At 42.2% G+C, this 21,897-nt stretch carries 18 protein-coding genes; 6 read left to right on the top strand and 12 right to left on the bottom strand.

The features are described from left to right. The first annotated feature begins 1 nt into the window (after window position 1). From TY87_RS01075 to TY87_RS01095, 5 genes are all read left to right on the top strand, one after another. Window positions 2-1,720: a GGDEF domain-containing response regulator gene (locus TY87_RS01075; protein ID WP_100185689.1), complete on the top strand. Its 1,719-nt coding sequence runs from the start codon at window positions 2-4 to the stop codon at window positions 1,718-1,720. Window positions 1,721-1,988: 268 nt separating this feature from the next. Further along, window positions 1,989-3,272: a 2-hydroxycarboxylate transporter family protein gene (locus TY87_RS01080; RefSeq protein ID WP_100185690.1), complete on the top strand. Its 1,284-nt coding sequence runs from the start codon at window positions 1,989-1,991 to the stop codon at window positions 3,270-3,272. A gap of 137 nt (window positions 3,273-3,409) precedes the next feature. Further along, window positions 3,410-5,008 (top strand): ATP-binding protein, encoded by a 1,599-nt coding sequence (locus TY87_RS01085; protein WP_232617030.1) that lies wholly within the window; start codon window positions 3,410-3,412, stop codon window positions 5,006-5,008. Further along, window positions 5,005-5,691, top strand: a complete 687-nt coding sequence (locus TY87_RS01090; RefSeq protein ID WP_084122395.1) for a response regulator — start codon at window positions 5,005-5,007, stop codon at window positions 5,689-5,691. Before TY87_RS01085 ends, TY87_RS01090 begins: the two co-directional genes overlap by 4 nt. A 54-nt stretch (window positions 5,692-5,745) precedes the next feature. Further along, window positions 5,746-6,108, top strand: coding sequence for a nucleoside-diphosphate sugar epimerase/dehydratase (locus TY87_RS01095; protein WP_232617031.1), 363 nt, complete (start codon window positions 5,746-5,748; stop codon window positions 6,106-6,108). A 61-nt stretch (window positions 6,109-6,169) separates the two neighbouring features. On the opposite strand, the gene TY87_RS22585 is transcribed toward TY87_RS01095, so the two are convergent. The 12 genes from TY87_RS22585 to sdhC form a co-directional block, all read right to left on the bottom strand. Beyond that, window positions 6,170-6,634, bottom strand: a complete 465-nt coding sequence (locus TY87_RS22585) for a hypothetical protein (protein WP_198432015.1) — start codon at window positions 6,632-6,634, stop codon at window positions 6,170-6,172. Between the two features lie 100 nt (window positions 6,635-6,734). Then, window positions 6,735-7,958 carry an L-2-hydroxyglutarate oxidase gene (gene lhgO / locus TY87_RS01105; RefSeq protein ID WP_100185692.1) on the bottom strand — a complete coding sequence of 408 codons (1,224 nt, stop codon included), beginning with the start codon at window positions 7,956-7,958 and terminating at the stop codon, window positions 6,735-6,737. 87 nt (window positions 7,959-8,045) lie between these two features. Beyond that, window positions 8,046-8,249 (bottom strand): cysteine-rich CWC family protein, encoded by a 204-nt coding sequence (locus TY87_RS01110; RefSeq protein ID WP_100185693.1) that lies wholly within the window; start codon window positions 8,247-8,249, stop codon window positions 8,046-8,048. 87 nt (window positions 8,250-8,336) lie between these two features. Beyond that, window positions 8,337-9,209, bottom strand: a complete 873-nt coding sequence (gene sucD, locus TY87_RS01115; RefSeq protein WP_072839981.1) for a succinate--CoA ligase subunit alpha — start codon at window positions 9,207-9,209, stop codon at window positions 8,337-8,339. Between the two features lie 2 nt (window positions 9,210-9,211). Next, complete coding sequence (gene sucC / locus TY87_RS01120; protein ID WP_072839980.1) at window positions 9,212-10,378, bottom strand: ADP-forming succinate--CoA ligase subunit beta; 1,167 nt, start codon at window positions 10,376-10,378, stop codon at window positions 9,212-9,214. An 87-nt stretch (window positions 10,379-10,465) separates the two neighbouring features. After that, entirely contained in the window at window positions 10,466-11,905 is a 1,440-nt protein-coding gene (gene lpdA / locus TY87_RS01125; RefSeq protein ID WP_072839979.1) for a dihydrolipoyl dehydrogenase, read from the bottom strand. An 85-nt stretch (window positions 11,906-11,990) separates the two neighbouring features. Continuing rightward, complete coding sequence (gene odhB / locus TY87_RS01130) at window positions 11,991-13,523, bottom strand: 2-oxoglutarate dehydrogenase complex dihydrolipoyllysine-residue succinyltransferase (RefSeq protein ID WP_100185694.1); 1,533 nt, start codon at window positions 13,521-13,523, stop codon at window positions 11,991-11,993. Window positions 13,524-13,556: 33 nt separating this feature from the next. Beyond that, the gene (locus TY87_RS01135) at window positions 13,557-16,394 is read right to left on the bottom strand and encodes a 2-oxoglutarate dehydrogenase E1 component (protein ID WP_072839977.1); all 2,838 of its coding nucleotides are present in this window, start codon (window positions 16,392-16,394) and stop codon (window positions 13,557-13,559) included. 375 nt (window positions 16,395-16,769) lie between these two features. Then, window positions 16,770-17,474 (bottom strand): succinate dehydrogenase iron-sulfur subunit, encoded by a 705-nt coding sequence (locus TY87_RS01140; RefSeq protein WP_072839976.1) that lies wholly within the window; start codon window positions 17,472-17,474, stop codon window positions 16,770-16,772. Window positions 17,475-17,486: 12 nt separating this feature from the next. Beyond that, window positions 17,487-19,259, bottom strand: coding sequence for a succinate dehydrogenase flavoprotein subunit (gene sdhA / locus TY87_RS01145; protein WP_072839975.1), 1,773 nt, complete (start codon window positions 19,257-19,259; stop codon window positions 17,487-17,489). 3 nt (window positions 19,260-19,262) lie between these two features. Beyond that, window positions 19,263-19,610: a succinate dehydrogenase, hydrophobic membrane anchor protein gene (gene sdhD, locus TY87_RS01150; protein WP_072839974.1), complete on the bottom strand. Its 348-nt coding sequence runs from the start codon at window positions 19,608-19,610 to the stop codon at window positions 19,263-19,265. Further along, on the bottom strand, window positions 19,604-19,981 hold the full coding sequence (gene sdhC, locus TY87_RS01155) for a succinate dehydrogenase, cytochrome b556 subunit (RefSeq protein WP_072839973.1): 378 nt from the start codon (window positions 19,979-19,981) through the stop codon (window positions 19,604-19,606). Before sdhC ends, sdhD begins: the two co-directional genes overlap by 7 nt. 571 nt (window positions 19,982-20,552) lie before the next feature. Here sdhC and gltA point away from each other — a divergent pair. Then, the gene (gene gltA / locus TY87_RS01160; RefSeq protein WP_072839972.1) at window positions 20,553-21,836 is read left to right on the top strand and encodes a citrate synthase; all 1,284 of its coding nucleotides are present in this window, start codon (window positions 20,553-20,555) and stop codon (window positions 21,834-21,836) included. Window positions 21,837-21,897 lie beyond the last annotated feature (61 nt).

Below are 21,897 nucleotides of genomic sequence, written 5' to 3' on the forward strand. Positions count from 1 at the left end.
CATGGAAGTGTTAAAAACTAATGACGATCACACCCTAAAATTACTTATCGTTGATGACGATGATGTAGACCGTGAACGCATACGCAGGATGCTATCTAAATCCGATATAGAAACCAGCATTTCAGAAGCCTCTTCGGTAGAAGACTCTATGGATTTTCTAAGTAATAACGATTACGACTGTGTCATCGTTGACTATCGCTTGGGACTAAATTCTGGACTCACCCTACTCAATAACATACGCACAATAATGGAAAGCCACTGTGCTGTAATTATGGTAACGGGGCTAGGTGACGAAGAAGTTGCTGCTGAGGCTATGCGACTCGGCGCCAGTGATTATTTACTCAAAAACCAGCTACAAAGCACTCAACTGATACGAGCTATAACAAGCTCCATCCACCGAGCTGAGTTAGAAAAAAAGCTCCATGACATGGCTCATTACGATAATTTAACAGGGTTAGCAAGTCGCCCTTTACTGCTTGAAAACTTGCAGCAAATTGTAATCAATGAAGACGCTGCCGCGGTCGCATTTCTTGATTTAGATAACTTCAAACCAGTGAATGACAACTATGGTCATGATATAGGTGACTATGTATTAGTTACAATTGCTAATAGACTTAAGCAAGTAGCCCGAAAGAATGACATACTTGCTCGAATAGGTGGTGATGAGTTTGTCCTTCTATTACGTGATGTATCAAGCGAAAAAGAATGTTCAGGTTTCCTCAATAGACTCATTGAATTAATCAACACTCCAATTGAACTAGCCAAATTCGACTGTCAGGTTCAAGTATCCGCCAGTATTGGCGTTGCCTTAGTAAGTAATGACGGATTGGATGCCGATACTATTTTGCGCAGGGCAGATCAAACCATGTACCAAGCAAAAAACATGGGACGCAATAACATTATTTTTTTTGATCCAGAGGAAGAAAGCCGTCAATATGCTCGACGAGCTATGTTACAAGCTGCCGAGCGAGGCATTGTACGCCATGAGTTTGAGCTCCATTACCAACCTCAGATAGACATGGTGAACCATAAAATAATTGGGGTTGAAGCGTTGATTCGTTGGAACCATCCTACGATGGGATTTCTTTACCCTGTAGATTTCACTGAAGTACTGGAACACCCAAGCACAGGGGTTTTAATTGGCGAATGGGTGCTACAAGAAGCACTACGTCAACACAATATTTGGCAAAAAAATGATTTAGTCATTAGCGTCAACATTGCACCAGCTCATCTGCTGAGCAAGGATTTTGTGCAGCGACTAGACCAACTACTCAAAAGCATACCTAACTTCAACCCTAACTTACTGGAAATTGAAATACTAGAGACCGTTTCAATCTCTGATATTCTCAATGCTGTTGAGGTCGTAAAAGCGTGTTGTAAATTAGGAATTCATGTTGCGCTAGACGACTTTGGTACAGGGTATTCATCTCTTAATTATTTGAAACAGCTACCACTAAACACCTTAAAAATTGACAGAAGTTTTATTCAAAATATTTTATCCGATCCTGAAGATCGCGCTATCGTCGCGTGCATTGTCGCGCTAAGTAAAGCCTTCAACTACAAGCTCATTGCTGAAGGCGTTGAATCACTGGAACACGAACAAGCACTTATTGATATAGGCTGCCTGTGCGGGCAAGGATACTTTATTGCTAAACCAATGGCCGCTGGTAACATGACCATTTGGATTCAATACTATAGCCAAAAACATAGCGTCCATTAAATTAGACATAAAGTCCCTACCTAAACATACATTTCTTAGATATTTTACGCCGTTTTTCCTCCGCGAATAACGGCGTTTTAATTATTTATCATCAACCCGATCATGACAAAACAAACAGCTAATTGTGCAAAATGACACCAACATCATCATTACAAAAGTTTCAAAACTAGTTTTTAGTTTCATTAAAGGAAAAGTAACTTCCGCTTATAACGAAGGTTGGTAGACTGCGGCGAATAATCAAAACAAGCAAAAAAAAAGAGAGTTTATAATGATCACTAATGATGTCATGACGCCGCAAGACCAACGTACCAGTAAAATTATATTAGCTATTGCCGCCATCACTATTTTATTAGCCACCTTTGCAGGCATGATGCCAGGCGGAATGATAGGTGCTTTAGGTATTATGGTTATTGTTGGTTTTATCCTTAATTACGTTGGGGACAGAACACCGATTATTAACCAATTTTTCGGTGGTGGTGCCATCGTGGTTATTTTTGGTTCTGCCTACCTATTTCATAGCGGCCTTTTCCCATCCAGCGCAGAAAATAATATAACTACCTTCATGAAGAGCGGTGGCTTTTTATCTTTTTATGTTGCTAGTTTGGTTACCGGTTCTATATTCGGTATGGATACTCAAACACTTAAAAAAGCAGCGTTAAAATACATCCCAGTTATCCTTGGCTCTGCTTTTTTTGCCTGCATATTTACTGGTCTAGTTGGTATGCTGGTTAGTAAAGACTTCTACGATTCAGTAATGCTGATTGCTCTGCCTATTATGGGTGGCGGTATGGGCGCAGGTGCTGTGCCTCTTGTTGAAATCATGTCAGGTAAAACAGGCATGAGCTCTGAAGCTTTGATGTCTCAAATGGTTCCAGCGCTAGCTATTGGTAATGCTATTGCCATTGTTATGGCCGGTTTGCTACACAAACTTGGTCAAGTAGCACCAAGTCTTACTGGCAACGGACAGCTAATTCGCGGTCAAAAATCGATCGAGGAAGAAGATCAAAAAACATCACCATTGAATATAACGACACTAGGTGTTGGCGCCTTACTTGCGGTAAGCATGTATTTCCTTGGTACTTTGCTATCCAATTACATCAGCATGCACACCTACGCTCTAATGATCCTATCTATCGCGATCATCAAAGTGTCTGGCATCATGCCAAAAGCATTAGAGCAAGCCGCGTTCTCTTGGTATAAATTTGTTGTTGGTAACTTAACACCTGCATTGTTAGTCGGTATTGGTGTTGCTTATACAGATCTAAACCAAATTCTTGACGCCTTGTCTCCTATGTACTTCTTGCTTGTGTTAATCACAGTGCTTGGTGCCGTGTTTGGCGCTGGTTTGATTGGCTGGTTGATGGGATTCTACCCTATCGAAGCGGCTATTACTGGTGGCCTTTGCATGGCAAACATGGGTGGTACGGGCGACGTAGCGGTTCTTGCGGCAAGCAAACGCATGGAGCTAATGCCTTTTGCGCAAATCTCTTCTCGAATTGGCGGCGCTTTCATGCTAATTCTTGCGACCCTAGTGGTTCAAGCGATCGCTTAATCCAAAAGACGGGTTATATTACGGTCAATTATCAAACAAAAGGGAAAAGTCCATTATGGCTTTTCCCTTTTGTTTAGCACTTCCTCTGTATGTTGTATAATCGCGACTCTTATTTTTTCATTAGTAATGAAGCGCATATGACACTCAAGTCTTACCTCGCCTTAATCACAATTTCGACTATTACCATTATTGTGTTAGCGGTTGGTGTGGTGCTAGGCTATTCTCTGCAAAAAACCTATCTAGATGGCATTAGCCAACGAGGTCTAGAGCTGGGTCACGTGATTGCACACAATGAAAGAGTGATTCAGGCCGTCGAATTAAGCAATCAAGGTAAGGCAAGTGATATCGAAGTCTATATAGAAATGCTTCGCGCCCAAACCGATGCCTCTTATATTGTTGTTGTTAATAAAGACTCCATTCGCTTAAGCCACCCAGAACCAGAAAGAGTCGGTAAACACTTTGTTGGTGATGATATTTACCAAGCGCTTAACCAAGGTAAAGATTACACAAAAGTCGCAGTGGGTACGCTAGGGAAAGCCATTCGGAATTCAGTCGCCATACGAAAAAATGGCCAAATCATTGGTGCTATTAGCATAGGCTATCTATCCCAACCCACCAGTGAACTAATTTTTAAACATTTACAAGAAGCGGGACTATTAGTCGGCTTTGTTTATCTTCTTGGTGTTGTTATTGCCGGCTTTTTGATTCTTAAACTCAAACGAACTTTTTTGAGCTTAGAACCAGAAGAAATAGTTCAGAAATTTAAGGAACATGAGTTAATTTTAGATAGCATTCGTGATGGTATTGTTGCTATCGACCATGAGCAAAACATCACCGCTATCAACAGCATGGCAATTGAATGGCTAACAATGAATGTGCTTAGTGCAACACAAGTTGTAAGCAAACCATTGAGCGAACAATCACAAAGCCTTTCTCACTTTGCATTAGAAGCCAAAGGACAAATAACACAAAACCGATTTAATTTAGGTAAGCTAGAATTCATTGCAACCCTGTACCCTATTAAAGGAAAAAAGGGCGAAGTAGGTTACGTCATTGTATTTTTCCCAGATCATGGGGAAAAATCACTAGAACAAGAACTAACAGCAACAAAAAACTATGCCGACTTATTACGCGCTAAAACTCACGAATATTCCAATCACTTAAATGTACTTTCCGGCATGTTACAAGCAGAACGCTATGATGATGCCATCGAGTTTCTTCAGCAAGAAAGTGACGGCGATCAAATCGTACTAAGACGTATTATTAAAACTATTGAAAACAGTGCTGTGGCAGGACTAATTTTCGCCAAGCACAATAAGGCCAAGGACTTAAAAGTCGATATGCTGATCGAAAGTGATTGCCAGCTTGGTCGATACCCCTCAAGAACCAATGAAGCATTGGTTACACTAGTAGGAAACTTAATAGACAATGCCTTGCTAGCCGCTTGGTCCAACAGATTACTTACACCACCTTTTGTTAAACTGTATATTAGTGACCGAAATGCCCACATTATGATTCAAATCGAAGACAGCGGTGCTGGCGTAGATGAGAAACTAGAAAGTCGAATATTAGACTTTGGTGTGAGCAGCAAACACAACACTGAACAGCATGGTATTGGGCTTTATTTGGTCAAAAAAGTTGTCGATCAATATCACGGCAGCCTTGATTGGGAACGCAGTGAGATTAATACCACTGTGTTTAGTATTTACTTAGACAAACGAGCGCTAACAAGATGAATCGCATTCCGGTCATGATAGTGGAAGATGATCTACGTGCTAGCTACGTATTAGAAAACACCATCAATCAACATACAGATTTTTATGTCGTCGCCGCTTGCGAAAGCCAGCTAGAAGCAGAGTTAAAAGCAGAGGCTTTTGACCCCGAACTCATTATGGTCGATATTTCCCTACCTGATGGTAGCGGCATTGATCTAGTACAATCATTAAAAAGCAAAGGCATCAAAGCCGCTTTCATAATGACCACGGCGGAAAGAGAAACTACTACTATCGAAAAAGCTATTCAGCTTGGTGTGATGGATTACCTTGTAAAACCCATTCGAATGTCTCGTGTGTTACAGGCCCTTGACGATTATTTAGACTTTAAAAAACGCCTTACCAAAAACGATAAAATTGATCAGCAAGACATAGATGCCTTATTTAGAAAAAGCGCGACGCTCGCCGGTAGCCGAAAAACACCAAAAGGTATTGATGAAAACACCTTAGATAAACTCACCCAATATCTAGAAACCATAAACGATGACAGTCCATTCACTGCAGAAGACATAGGTGAAGCAATCAATCTTAGCCGCATTACCGCCAGACGCTATCTTGAGTACTTAGAAGCCCAAGGCCAAGTAAGTATGACACTAGATTACAAAACCGGTGGTAGACCAAAGCAGCGCTATACCAAGACGGTTTAATTAGAGATGATTCAACTAACTCATTTTTTTAGGCAATTTTTCCGACGTAAAGCCATGCCCAAAAAGGTTATTTTTATTGGAATAGATTATCTGTGCTTTTCCTTGTCGAAGTCCCTACTCGACAACAACAAATACGCCGAACAACCTATTGAGATTATCGCGTTTATTGACGATGAGCCTTGGAATAATCGTACTCAAGTTCACGGCATAACCGTATTTTCACCAAGTGAAATATCCGCTCTCGTTCGGAAGCATGATGTTACGCTGATAATACAAATACAGGGGGAATCCATCAGCATCGCTGATAATATTTGGGAAGGTATTTTTAAAACAAAAGCCAAACTGATAACACTACAACACCACCAAGATATCGTGACCATGAAAAAAGCTGTTTATAAAGCCTATGCAATCAAATAGTGCTAGATCTTAAAGCTAAAGAATCCATCTTTTAGTTTTAAGATCTAAACCTGAATTCATACTATTGAGCAAAAGCTACTCGTTCGTTAGACATACTCATTGCTGTTTTAAGAGACTGAGTAGACGACATAGCCACCACATTCAATTGATCTGTATAAGTACCTTCCGGCAATTTAATATCATTACGCTGTGCCATCACAGTTTTAAACTTCTCAACATCTATTGAATCTGGACCATTCTTGATCGAATTCAACTCATCCTCTGTCAAGCTCGCCATGCCACCGCCTGGCAGATAAATAGCGCCTGTAATGAAATCGACACCAAACGCCACAACACCAGGGACAAAGAAAAACAACAGGCCAATAGCATCTAATGCAGCAACACCCACATCGATTTGACCATTTGTTTGACCGCGACGCTCTGGATAAAGCAAAGTACCACACGCTGTAACTTGAGTAATAAGCAGCGCAGCTGCAATGCCTCGCGCCAAATGAGTAAAGCCTAGATTTTTCTTTAAACCAGTCATACTTATTCCTTATCAGTGATTGTTACGATTACCTACCACTCTATATCGAAACACTTACAAAGCACAAACTAAGCCACCTTTATTTCACAATGCTTTCGTACTAAACAGGCGAGATTTGCTCATCGAGTTTATCGATAATATAAGTGCCTATAGGAAACGCACTGGTAGCTGCTGGTGAAGGCGCATTACAGACATGCAATGTCCGAGCACTTTGAGCAAATAGAAAGTCATGCACCAAACTACCGTCATTCATAACAGCTTGCGCTCGAATTCCAGCAGGATAAGCTTGCAGGTCATCTAAGGAAACAAGATCACAATACTTTCGGACTTGAGCTAAATAGCCGGGCTTATACCAAGAATTTTTGGTCTCTACCAACCCAGTTCGCCAATGACTCTTTAATAACTTCCAAAAACCTGGAAAACGCACCATATCGAAAATATCACGCAAATCAATATTGATTCGACCGTACCCTTCTCGCTTCCATCCCTGCACAGCATTAGGGCCAACCGTCACTGAGCCATCAATCATTCGAGTAAGATGCACACCTAAAAATGGTAAATCTGGATCAGGAATCGGATAAATTAGATGATTAACAATCTGATTATGTTTCGCCGATAATTGATAATACTCACCACGAAAAGGAATGATCTGAAAATCGGTTGGAATATTCAGCATTTTAGTTAAACGATCAGCCATAAGGCCACCACAGCTCACAAGATAAGATGTATGGACAACATCGTTATTCAGTGTAATCGCAACACGCTCATGGCTTTCATCTAAATTCATCACCTCAGTACTTAAACGTAACTCTCCGCCTTTTTGCACAAATAGCTCAGCTAGCTTTTGACAAATTTTCCGATAACTAACAATCCCGGTGGAAGGAACAAACAAGGCAGCAACACCCTTCACATTCGGCTCACGCTCTTTTAGCTGAGCTTGATCTAACTTATGCACTTCCAAGCCATTATCCTGACAACGTAAGTACAAGGCCTCCATACGCTCTTCTTCAAGCGCATTCGTCGCAACCAATAACTTACCACATTCGTCGAACTCAATATCATGCTGGAGACAAAAAGCCTTAGTCGCTTTAGCGCCACGCTGACAAAAGTCAGCCTTAAGACTACCTGGCGCATAATACACACCCGCATGTATCACTCCAGAATTGTGTCCTGTTTGATGCAACCCTACTTCGGATTCTTTTTCGACCAGTAAAATACGATATTTAGGATAGCGCTGAAGCAACTGCCACGCCGTCGAAAGCCCAACAATACCCGCACCAATCACAGTAATGTCATAAATAGAGTTTTTTAACGCTTCACTCATCACCTCATTCCTTTTTTATTGTTGTTAAAACACATAACAAGATACTAATGTGCTCGCGACAAATCATCTCAAAAAATAGAGAGCATTTTAATCAAAGCTAAATGCTTTTAAAAAGCCTAGTTTATCGGTGCTATAAAACTCAATACATTGCAGACAAACACAAACGCTACCTTTTTGTTGTGATGGAATAAGCGCCACCATATCGTCAGGCACTATGACATTAAAACACCAACAAGTCTGGCTATCATCGAGTGCACAACCATTATCAGTCAAACAAAAAGGACACTTCATTTTTGACACCTACTTACGTACCTACAAAGCAAAAAAATCCCCGCCGAAGCAGGGATTTTATAATCAGTAACACTTTAAAATACTAGCTTACCAGCCAGTGATTTCTTTAAGTGCAGTACCGATGTCCGCTAGAGAGCGAACAGTTTTAACACCAGCGTCTTGAAGAGCTGCGAATTTCTCGTCAGCTGTTCCTTTACCGCCAGAAATGATCGCGCCAGCGTGACCCATACGCTTACCAGCAGGTGCAGTAACACCAGCAATGTAAGAAACAACAGGCTTAGTCACGTTTGCTTTGATGTAAGCAGCAGCTTCTTCTTCAGCAGTACCACCAATTTCACCGATCATAACAATCGCTTCAGTTTGTGGATCGTTTTGGAACATTTCCAATACGTCGATGAAGTTAGTACCAGGGATTGGGTCGCCACCGATACCTACGCAAGTAGATTGACCGAAGCCAGCATCAGTAGTTTGCTTAACAGCTTCATAAGTCAACGTACCAGAACGAGATACGATACCTACTTTACCCGGCATATGAATGTGACCAGGCATGATACCGATCTTACATTCACCTGGTGTGATAACACCTGGGCAGTTAGGGCCAATTAGACGTACGCCTAGCTCGTCACATTTAACTTTACAGTCAAGCATGTCAAGAGTCGGAACACCCTCAGTGATACAAACGATTAGTTTAATACCAGAATTAGCTGCTTCAAGGATAGAATCTTTGCAGAAAGGAGCTGGAACGTAGATAACAGAAGCTTCTGCACCTGTTTGTTCAACAGCTTCTTTAACTGTGTTAAAAACGGGTAGACCTAGGTGAGTTTGACCACCTTTACCAGGAGTAACACCGCCGACCATTTTCGTTCCGTAAGCAATTGCTTGCTCAGAGTGGAACGTACCTTGTCCGCCAGTGAAACCTTGACAGATTACTTTAGTATCTTTGTTTATTAAAACAGACATTATTATTTGCCCTCCGCAGCTTTAACAACTTGTTCAGCAGCGTCTTTTAGACTTGTTGCAGCGATGATGTCTAGACCAGAATTTGCTAGAACTTCACGGCCTTTCTCTGCGTTAGTACCTTCAAGACGAACAACAACAGGCACGTTAACACCTACTTGTTCAACAGCACCGATAATACCTTCAGCGATCATATCGCAACGAACGATACCACCGAAGATGTTAACCAATACCGCTTTAACATTGCTGTCAGAAAGGATGATTTTGAATGCTTCAGCAACACGCTCTTTAGTCGCACCGCCGCCTACGTCTAGGAAGTTAGCAGGTTTGCCACCGTGTAGGTTAACGATATCCATAGTACCCATTGCTAGGCCGGCACCGTTTACCATGCAGCCAACGTTACCGTCTAGAGCTACGTAGTTAAGTTCCCATTTAGCTGCATGTGCTTCACGCTCATCTTCTTGAGATGGATCGTGGAACTCTTGCATTTTCTTCTGACGGTATACAGCGTTGCTGTCGATGCCAATCTTGCCATCTAGACAATGAAGGTTACCTTCTTCTGTGATAACAAGAGGGTTGATTTCAAGAAGTGCGAAATCGTAGTCGTGGAACATTTGAGACAAACCAAGGAAAACTTTAGTGAACTGCTTGATTTGAGTTGGGTTAAGACCCAATTTAAATGCCAATTCACGAGCTTGGTAAGGCTGAGCGCCAACTAAAGGATCAATGATCGCTTTGTGAATAAGTTCTGGAGTTTCTTCAGCAACTTTCTCAATTTCAACACCGCCTTCTGTAGACGCCATGAAAACAACGCGACGAGTAGAACGGTCAACTACTGCACCTAGGTACAATTCGTTTGCAATGTCAGTGCATGATTCAACAAGAATCTTAGTAACAGGCTGACCCTTTGCATCTGTTTGATAAGTAACGAGGTTTTTGCCTATCCAGTTTTGTGTAAACGCTGCAACTTCTTCATAAGAATCAACAAGCTTTACACCGCCCGCTTTACCGCGACCACCAGCGTGAACCTGAGCTTTAACAACCCACTTGTCACCACCAATTTTTTTCGCTGCTTCAACTGCCGCTTCAGGCGTGTCTACTGCGTATCCTGTAGATACTGGCAGGCCGTATTCAGCAAAAAGCTGTTTAGCCTGATATTCATGTAAGTTCATTTGATTCTTCCGCTCATCTGAATGATTGACATAAGCTCTGCCCGCTAAGACAGAAATTGCCGGCTCGAAGCCGGCAAATCTAATTTATTAACGCTTTTTACGGTTTGCGATATGAATCGCGTGGTTATCTACCGCTAGCGCTGCTTCATGAACTGCTTCACTTACTGTTGGGTGAGCAAATACAGTCAAAGCAATATCTTCTGCTGTAGAACCGAATTCCATTGCAATAACAGCTTGTGCGATCAAATCAGCCGCATGACCACCAATAATATGGCAACCTAAGATACGGTCAGTTTCTTCACAAGCAATCATTTTAACGAAACCATCAGTGTCATTAGCCGCCATAGCACGACCAGACGCTGCAAATGGGAATTTACCCACTTTAAACTTGACACCTTCTGCTTTTAGCTCTTGCTCATTTTTACCAACCCACGCTAGTTCTGGATGAGTATAAATAACAGATGGAATACAGTCATAATTCATTTGTGCTTTATGGCCAGCGATAATATCCGCAACCATCACACCTTCTTCTGATGCTTTGTGAGCCAACATTGGACCACGAACGATGTCACCAATCGCGTATACGCCTGGAACAGAAGTACGGCATTGCTCATCAACAAAGACAAAACCACGCTCGTCCAATTTCACACCAGAGTCTTCAGAGAAACAACCTTGAGTGAATGGTTTACGACCAACAGCAACAATTAACTTGTCAAATGTCTGCTTCTGCTCTTCGCCTTTAGCATCAAGGTAAGTTACTTCAACTTCTTCACCATTGATTTGGCTACCAGTAACGCGAGCGCCAAGACGAATATCAAGATGTTGTTTCTTGAAGATTTTAGCCGCTTCTTTAGCAAGGTCTTGGTCACAAAGGCTTAGGAAAGAGTCTTGCGCTTCAAGCACAACAACTTCAGAACCTAGACGAGCCCATACAGAACCAAGTTCTAGACCGATTACACCTGCACCGATAACGCCAAGACGTTTTGGTACAGCGCGGAAATCAAGAGCACCTTCGTTATCAACGATAATATCGCCAGTACGAGGAGCCGGTGGAATGTTAACTGGCACAGAACCCGTTGCTAGAATAACGTTTTCAGTTTCAATAACAGTCACAGTACCGTCATGCGCAGTAAATTCTACTTTTTTGTTCGCTAGAACTTTACCGAAACCTTCAAAGCTAGTTACGCCATTCGCTTTGAAAAGGCCTGTGATACCGCTTGTCAATTGATCTACGATTTTGTCTTTACGATCAACCATAGTATCAACATTCATAGCGACATCTTTCATACTAATACCATGAACGCCAAAAGCGTCTTTTGCATCATGGTATTTTTGTGAAGAATCTAACAACGCTTTAGAAGGAATACAGCCAACGTTCAAACAAGTTCCGCCAAGGCGAGGCTTGCTATCTTTGTCTAACCATTTTTCGATACAGGCTGTTTTCAAACCTAACTGAGCAGCTCGGATAGCGGCTACATAGCCGCCAGGGCCGCCACCAATTACAACAACATCAAATTTATCAGACATAAGAGGTCCCATTTTTCAGTCAAGCTGAGCAGCACACACAATGCCACTCAGCATTCAATTCATACAAAATAGTTGGTACGAATACTTAGATTTCAAGTAAAAGACGTGCTGGGTCTTCAAGCAAGTCTTTGATCGTTACCAAGAATTGTACGGCTTCTTTGCCGTCAATCATACGGTGATCATAAGACAAGGCCAAATACATCATTGGCTGAATCACAACTTGACCATTCACTGCCATTGGGCGCTCTTGGATTTTGTGCATACCCAAGATAGCCGTTTGCGGTGGGTTGATGATTGGCGTAGAAAGCAAAGAACCGAAAGTACCACCATTAGTAATAGTGAAAGTACCGCCTTGCATGTCATCCATACCCAGTTTGCCATCACGACCACGAAGCGCGAAATCCATGATTGCTGACTCGATATCCGCAAGACCCATTGCTTCAGTATTACGAAGAACAGGAACCATCAAACCACGATCAGTAGAAACAGCAACACCGATATCTTGGTAACCATGGTAGACCATGTCATTGCCATCGATAGATGCGTTTACTGCAGGGAAACGTTTAAGTGCTTCAGTCGCCGCTTTCACGAAGAACGACATAAAACCAAGCTTAGTACCGTTATGAGCTTTGATAAACTCATCTTTGTACTTCTTACGAAGTTCCATGATTGGACCCATGTTCACTTCATTGTAAGTCGTCAATAAAGCAGCAGTTTGCTGAGCTTCAACCAAACGCTTAGCAATAGTTGCGCGAAGACGAGTCATAGGAACTCGTTTTTCGATCCGGCCTTCAGCGCCTAGTGCTGCCATTGGTGTAGCTGCAGCTTTAGGAGCTGGTGCAGGAGCAGCTTTTGCAGGAGTGGCAACAGGAGCTGCTGATTTTGCTTTAACAGCAGCGTCAACATCTTCTTTAGTAATACGACCGCCTTTGCCTGTGCCCTTAACTTGAGCAACAGTTAGACCTGCCTCAGAAAGTGCTTTACGAGCAGCAGGACCTGCAACACCGTCTTCGTCTGCTTCTGCAGCAGAAGTAGAAGCTGCTGGAACAGATGCCGCTTCAGCGCCAGATGCACCAACCAAGAAGTTAGCAAGAACTTCGTCACTAAGAACAGTATCGCCTTCGTTTTTCAAGATTTCGCCAATCACACCATCAGCAGGCGCTACGACTTCTAGAACAACTTTATCGGTTTCGATATCAACAATATGATCATCACGTGAACAAGCTTCACCTGGCTGTTTGTACCAAGTAGCAACCGTACCATCAGCAACAGATTCAGGGAAAGTCGGTGCTTTAATTTGAACAGTCTCATTTGAAGAAGAAGTGGCAGCTGCAGCTGCAGGAGCTGCTGCTTTTTCAGCTGGAGCGGCAGAAGCTGCTGCACCAGATTCGAAAATAGCCAACACTTCATCGCTCAATACGATGTCGCCTTCCGCTTTTAAAATTTCTTTTAGCACACCATCAGCAGGTGCAACGACTTCTAAGACAACTTTATCTGTCTCGATGTCTACAATGTGTTCATCACGAGCACAGGCTTCGCCTGGCTTTTTGTACCAAGTAGCAACGGTGCCGTCTGCTACAGATTCTGGAAAAGTAGGTGCTTTAATTTCAATGCTCATTTTATACCCTTATCTCTCTGACAGGCTATGGTACTAACCAACTAATGCGTCGTTGACCAGCGCTTCTTGTTCTTCAACATGGATAGACATGTAACCAGCCGCTGGCGCAGCAGACGAAATTCGACCTGCAAAGCGGATTTTCAATTCTGGATACAATTTTTCCAATACTCGATTCATACGGTGACGATTGGCATGCCAAGCACCTTGGTTTTTCGGCTCTTCTTGACACCAAACCAAGCTATCAACATTTTTGTACTGTTCTAACTCAGACTCAAGGTCTGCATATGGGAACGGATACAATTGCTCCAAACGAATCACAGCAACATCATCTTTTTGTAGCTCTTCACGACGGTTAATCAAGTCGAAATAAACCTTACCGCTACATAGGACAATGCGTTTTACTTTATCCGCAGTAACAGCTTCAGATGATTCTGGTAAGACTGTTTTAAAGCTTCCTTCCGCCAAGTCTTCTAATGTCGAAATTGCTTGTTTGTGACGCAACAAACTCTTAGGAGACATTATGATCAGCGGACGACGCATAGGACGAATCGCTTGACGACGAATAATATGGAAAATTTGTGAAGGTGTCGTCGGAACACAAACCTGAATATTGTATTCAGCACAAAGCTGCAAGAAGCGCTCTAGTCGTGCTGAAGAATGCTCAGGACCTTGGCCTTCGTAACCATGTGGCAACAGCATAGTCAAACCACATAGGCGACCCCATTTGTGTTCACCACTAGTAATAAATTGATCAATTACAACCTGCGCACCGTTGGCAAAGTCACCAAACTGTGCTTCCCAAATAACCAAGCCTTTAGGTGAAGTACTTGCATAACCATACTCAAAGGCCAATACCGCTTCTTCTGAAAGGTAAGAGTCATAGAGATCCATCGTAGGCTGATCATCTGACAAATGTTTCAGAGGAATATAGGTACTGCCATCTTTTTGGCTATGAATTACCGCATGACGATGCGAGAAAGTACCACGACCAGAATCCTGACCTGTAATACGAATCGGATAGTCTTGCTCAAGCAAAGTTGCAAACGCTAACGTCTCTGCGTAACCCCAGTTTAGAGGTAAAGCACCCGCTGTCATTTTATCTCGGTCTTGGTAAATCTTTTGAACTTGACGCTGAACAACCACACCATCTGGAATATTCGTTAATTTCTTAGCGACTTCCTGCAATTTAGCCAATGGGTATGTTGTATCACCTGCATCAGTCCATTCAACACCAAGATAAGGCTTCCAATCAACAAATGAACCAGTCTGAGACTCAAGAACAAGACTTTTCGCAACATGGCGAGCATTGTCTAAATCTTCACGATTCTCAATAACCATTTGATCAGATTTTTCTTGCGTAACAACAGACTCTGCAACTAGACGCTCTGAGTAAAGAGTACGCGTTGTTTTCAGATTATTGATTACACTGTACATTAGTGGCTGAGTACCAGAAGGTTCGTCTGTTTCGTTGTGACCACGACGACGGTAACAAACCATGTCAATCACAACATCACGACCAAACTCGTAACGGTAGTCTAATGCTAGCTGTGTAACAAACAATACCGCTTCAGGATCATCACCATTAACGTGGAAGATAGGCGCTTGAATGATTTTAGCAACATCTGTCGCATATTCAGTAGAACGCGAGTCTTCTTGACGGTTGGTAGTAAAGCCAACTTGGTTGTTGATTACGATATGTACTGTACCGCCGGTACGATAAGCACGAGTTTGAGACATCTGGAATGTCTCCATAACCACACCTTGACCAGCAAAAGCAGCATCACCGTGAATCGAGATAGGAACAACAGTCTTACCTGTCGTGTCTTTACGACGATCTTGACGAGCACGAACCGAACCTTCAACAACAGGAGAAACGATTTCCAAATGCGATGGGTTGAAAGAAAGGGCTATATGAACTTCCCCACCAGCCGTCATCACATTAGAAGAGAAGCCTTGGTGGTATTTAACGTCACCTGAAGTGTTAACTAATTTTTTACCTTCAAACTCATCAAATAAGTCTTTAGGGTTTTTGCCTAGAGTATTAACTAATACGTTTAGACGGCCACGGTGAGCCATACCGATCACAACTTCTTTAGCACCGAGTGCACCAGAACGCTGAATCAATTCATTCACCATAGGGATCAAACTCTCGCCACCCTCAAGACCAAAACGTTTTGCACCTGGGTAACGGCTAGCAAGATATTTCTCTAAGCCTTCAGCCGCAGTCAAACGCTCAAGTAGGTTTTCGCGAGTTTCTTGTGAGTATTCTGGATGAGAACGAACAGATTCTACACGCTGCTGAAGCCACGCTTTTTCCTGCGTATCAACAATGTGCATGAATTCATAACCTATGCTTCCGCAATAAGTTTTTTCAAGCTCGGATACAATTTCACTTAATTTAAGAGAATCTTTGTTAAAGAACAAAGAACCTACATTGAATGTTGTATCTAAGTCAGCGCCCGTTAATTGGTGGTAACCAATATCTAGGTCGGCAACTTTCTCACGTTTTTGCAATCCAAGCGGATCAAGTGTTGCATGTTGATGCCCGCGTACGCGATAAGCATTAATCAACTGCAAGACATTAATTTGTTTTTGCTCATGTGCAGAACTAGCCACTACGCCTGTAGAAACAGGCATTGAGCGGAACTTGTTCTTACCAATCTGTAAAAACTGTTCTTGAATCACTGAATGAGGAAGATCAGTTGATTGCGCTTCACTTACGCGAGGCAATTGATCAAAACATTTACGCCATTCTTCCGACACAGAGTTCGGATCGACGAGGTAGCTTTCAAACAACCCTTCAACATATTCCAAGTTTCCACCTGAAAAATGAGAGGTGCTCCACAGCAACTCCATTAAACTTTCGTGCATTCTCGATCACCCTTATGTTCGAGCCAGCTACCGGGGTCCCGGTATCAACCTATGATTAAGATCGATCATTTTATCAGGCCCGTAAGGCTATTAAAGCCTCGATTTTTTGTTTATTTCCAGCTACTTTCGCCCTTTTACGTTCAATACTAAGCCACTAAAAGCGTTTCATTTAATTAAACAAAACCCTTTGAATCCATAATCACTGAGTTAGTGGCTTTTCTTAGTGCATCCTTGCTCGTAAAGATCGAATTTTAAATTCTTTTTGTTACATTCTCTACATTAGAATATGCAAAAACGGCGGCATTGAATCAATATTCAAGCCGCCTACTTTCGGTGGTCACATCAAATTACCATTATGAACCACACGGAGCATTATTAGGTCGCTCTCTGCAAAAGCATAGTACGGATATTACCAATTGCCTTAGTAGGATTTAACCCTTTAGGACAAACGTTCACACAGTTCATGATACCGTGGCAACGGAAGACACTGAAAGGGTCATCTAAATCACTAAGACGCTCTTGGGTTGCCGTATCACGACTATCAGCCAAGAAACGATATGCTTGCAACAAACCTGATGGCCCAACAAACTTATCTGGGTTCCACCAGAAAGATGGACAAGCAGTTGAACAACAAGCACATAGAATACATTCGTAAAGTCCATCAAGCTTTTCACGCTCTTCAGGGCTTTGCAAGCGCTCAATTGCTGGTGCAGGCGCATCATTGATCAAGAATGGGCGAATCTTCTCATATTGCTTATAAAATTGCCCCATATCTACAACAAGATCACGAACCACAGGCAAACCAGGAAGTGGACGTAATACCAACTTACCTTTTTTAACTGCTTCTGAAACTGGTGTGATACAAGCTAGACCATTTTTACCTGACATATTCATACCATCTGAACCACACACACCTTCACGGCATGAACGACGGTACGAAATACTAGAATCTTGAGCCTTCAACAAGTTTAAAACATCAAGCACCATTAGGTCTTTACCTTCTGGCAACTCAATTTCATAATCCTGCATATAAGGAGCGTCGTCCTTCTCAGGATTGTAGCGATAAATACTAACTAACATTGACACAACTCCTTAGTATGAACGAATTTTAGGTGGGAAAGCTTCCATAGTTTTTGGCGCGAAGTTTACATCGCGCTTAGTCACTTTCTTATCAGCTGGGTGGAACAAAGAATGTTTCAACCAGTTTTCATCGTCACGTTCAGTAAAGTCATTACGCGCATGAGCGCCACGGCTTTCCTTACGGAATTCAGCAGGAATCGCTGTAGCTTCAGCAACTTCCAGTAGGTTCTCAAGTTCAAGCGCTTCAATACGAGCAGTATTAAAGGCTTGACTCTTATCTTCAAGGTGCAAGTTCTCAACACGAGTACGAATGTCTTTAAGTTGAGCCAAACCTTTCTGCATTGCTTCGCCATCACGGAATACACCGAAGTAGAGCTGCATTACACGCTGAAGGTCTGCACGAACCGCAGAAACACTTTCGCCACCTGTTGTGTTATTCAAGCGATTTAGACGAACCAACGCCTTTTCAATATCAGTATCTGCAGCATCCAATGACTCAAAACCTTCATCCAAAGATTTTTTAACTTGAATACCAACAGCACGCCCAAATACAACCAAATCAAGTAACGAGTTACCACCAAGGCGGTTTGCACCATGTACAGATACACATGCAGCCTCACCACAAGCGTAAAGACCATCAACAATCGTCTCTTCACCTGCTTCATTAATTTTAATTGCTTGGCCGCCGATATTGGTTGGAATACCACCCATCATGTAGTGACAAGTAGGAATAACTGGAATTGGCTCTTTAACTGGATCAACGTGAGCAAAAGTACGAGAAAGCTCAAGAATACCAGGAAGACGTTTATTCAACGTTTCTTCACCCAAATGATCCAATTTAAGCAATACGTGATCGCCATCAGGACCACATCCACGACCTTCCAAAATCTCAAGAACCATTGAGCGAGCAACAACATCACGACCAGCAAGGTCTTTTGCGTTTGGAGCATAACGCTCCATGAAGCGTTCACCGTCTTTATTGATTAAGTAACCACCTTCACCACGACAACCTTCAGTTACAAGTGTACCTGCACCGTAAATTCCTGTTGGGTGAAATTGCCACATTTCCATATCTTGCATTGGGAAACCAGCACGCAATGCCATACCCACACCATCACCTGTATTGATGTGGGCATTGGTAGTAGATTGGTAAATACGGCCAGCACCACCAGTCGCAATAACAGTTGCCTTGGCTTTAAGGTAAACGGTTTCACCATCTTCGATACAGATTGCAATAACACCAACAACCGCACCTTCGCTATTTTTCACAAGATCAGTTGCATACCATTCGTTCAAGAATGTCGTGCCGCCTTTAAGGTTACCCTGATAAAGCGTATGAAGAAGAGCATGACCTGTACGGTCAGCAGCAGCACAAGTACGGGCAGCCTGACCACCCTTACCGAAGTCTTTAGACTGTCCACCAAATGGACGCTGGTAAATACGACCCTGCTCTGTACGAGAGAATGGTAGACCCATATGCTCAAGTTCAAAAACTGCTTGAGGACCAACAGAACACATGTATTCGATTGCGTCTTGGTCACCAATGTAATCTGACCCTTTTACGGTGTCATACATGTGCCAGCGCCAATCATCATTTGGATCATCACTTGCAATCGCACAGGTAATACCACCTTGTGCCGATACAGTGTGTGAACGAGTCGGAAATACTTTAGTAACACATGCGGTATTCAAACCAGATTCAGTTAACTGAAGCGCTGCACGCATACCTGCGCCGCCGCCACCGATAACAATGGCATCAAAAGAAATAGTACGAATATTTGCCATTACTTATAGCCCCCAAAGAACCTGAACACCCCATACGATGTAAACAAACATTACAAGACCGCATAGAGATTGAAAAAAGAAACGAGCACCGGTTGCTTTAATATAGTCAGTAGAAATAGACCACAAGCCAATCCAAGAATGCATACCAATAGACAAAAGCACCATCAAGCTAAATATACGCATCCATGTAGCTTCAAACAAAGCACTCCACTGGTCGTATGTAAGATCAGGATTTAGCAACAAATAACCGATAATAAAAACTGTGTATAAAGACAAAACTACAGCAGAAACTCGCTGCATCATCCAGTCATAAAGGCCTGAACGTCCAAAACTTGTGATTTGAGTTACCATATCCACACTCCCGCTAACACAATAAGAACCGCAGCAATCACAATATTTGCGATAGCAGCATGACGTCCGCTTTCTAACTCTTCAAAATACCCCATATCCATGAACAAGTGTTTTACACCCGCTACGAAGTGGTACATCAGCGCAGAAACAACACCCCAAATAACAAACTTTACTAGAAAGCTAGTTTGCAGTGCATTAACCACCTGATCAAAACCTTCTTGAGATTCCAAAGAAAGATCGAATGCATAAAACAAGAAAGCCAATCCTACAAAAAGGATGATTCCTGTTACACGGTGAAGAATAGACACGATTGCTGTGACTGGCTGAGATATGGTTAAAATATCAAGGTTGACTGGTCTTTTTTTATTCACGACTTTTTACACCATCTTATCGATTGAATGGTCAATCACGACCCAATGTCTATACGTGCTTACATAAACCTTAAAAAAGAGTAACGTAACCACGTCATAGGCCTACTTTGAAAATCTCATCGATTTGCAAACAAATGTTTAAAAGCGACTCTCTTTTATCCATTAGCATCAGCAAATCAATGAAATCGTCTGAGGCGCAATTATAGACCAGCCAAAAATACTAAGACAAATAGACTGAACAAGAGGTTTTCAATGGTCACCATTCAGCAAATGAATGTAACCATAAGCCGAAACAATAATGGTATAAAATTACATAATTTATTACCCACAAAAAACACATAAAATCCATATATATCAAAAAGATAGATAAAAACCAACTACACCTTGACTTTAGCCCATATTACGATTTTGTCAGATAATTACAAAATTACGCACCACAATGTAAATAGAGTGCAAATGAACAAGATTGACTTTTATAGTCTAGAGACAGTATTTTTTCCGCACCTTCTGGGCTAGATAGAGTCAAACAATAACTTAATAGCCCCGAATCAGAATACGAAGGAGACCATAAATGGCTGATAAAAAAGCGACACTCAAAGTGGACGGGATCGATAAAACTATCGAACTTCCTGTTCTTTCAGGCACTTTAGGCACAGACGTTATCGACGTTCGAGGCCTAGGCGCTAACGGTGTATTCACCTACGATCCAGGCTTTATGTCTACCGGCTCTTGTGAATCCTCTATTACGTTCATAGATGGAGACGCTGGAATCCTTTTGCATCGTGGCTACCCAATCGCCCAACTTGCAGAACACTCAGATTACCTAGAGACATGCTATTTGTTACTTTATGGGGAGCTTCCTGATAAAGATCAAAAAGCCGAATTCGAAAAAACGGTTGGCAAGCACACTATGGTGAACCAATCGATGCACAAATTCATCGAAGGCTTTAGAAATGATGCTCACCCTATGGCTATTATGTGCGGCCTAGTGGGTGCATTATCAGCCTTTTACCAAGACCACATGGATATCACCAATCCGAAGCATCGTGAAATTGCGGCTTTTCGCCTAATTTCTAAAATGCCGACTTTGGCATCGATCTGTTACAAGTACTCGAAAGATCAGCCTGTTATGTACCCACGTAACGACCTATCTTATGCCGAGAACTTCTTGTATATGATGTTTGCAACGCCTTGTGAAGACTATAAAGTTAATCCTGTTTTTGCTAAAGCAATGGACAGAATTTTCATTCTTCATGCGGATCATGAACAGAACGCATCTACATCTACTGTACGTTTAGCTGGTTCATCTGGCGCTAACCCGTTTGCTTGTATTGCAGCGGGCATTGCAACACTTTGGGGGCCTGCTCATGGCGGCGCCAATGAAGCTGTACTGACAATGCTAGAAGAAATCGGTGATGTTGAAAATATCGATGAATATATTGCTAAAGCAAAAGATAAAAATGATCCATTCAGATTGATGGGCTTCGGTCATCGTGTTTACAAAAACTTTGACCCACGTGCAAAAGTTATGCGCGAAACCTGTGACCAAGTATTGGCAGAACTAGGTCAGTCTGATGATCCATTGCTAAAAATTGCAAAACGCCTTGAGCAAATTGCACTAGAAGATCCATACTTTGTAGAGCGTAAGCTTTACCCTAACGTGGATTTCTATTCAGGCATCATTATGAAAGCAATTGGCATTCCGTCCAGTATGTTTACTGTGATTTTTGCTATGTCTCGTACCATTGGCTGGATTTCTCATTGGAACGAAATGATCAGTGGACCATATAAAATTGGCCGCCCTCGTCAATTATATATTGGTAAGCCTAAACGCGATTACCCTGTTAAAAAATAATTCATTAGACTAATGCATTAAAAAAAACCGCGCCAATAAGCGCGGTTTTTTATGTCTAAAA

The sequence above is a fragment of the Marinomonas sp. BSi20584 genome (genome assembly GCF_002792415.1).
Lineage (GTDB): Bacteria > Pseudomonadota > Gammaproteobacteria > Pseudomonadales > Marinomonadaceae > Marinomonas > Marinomonas polaris.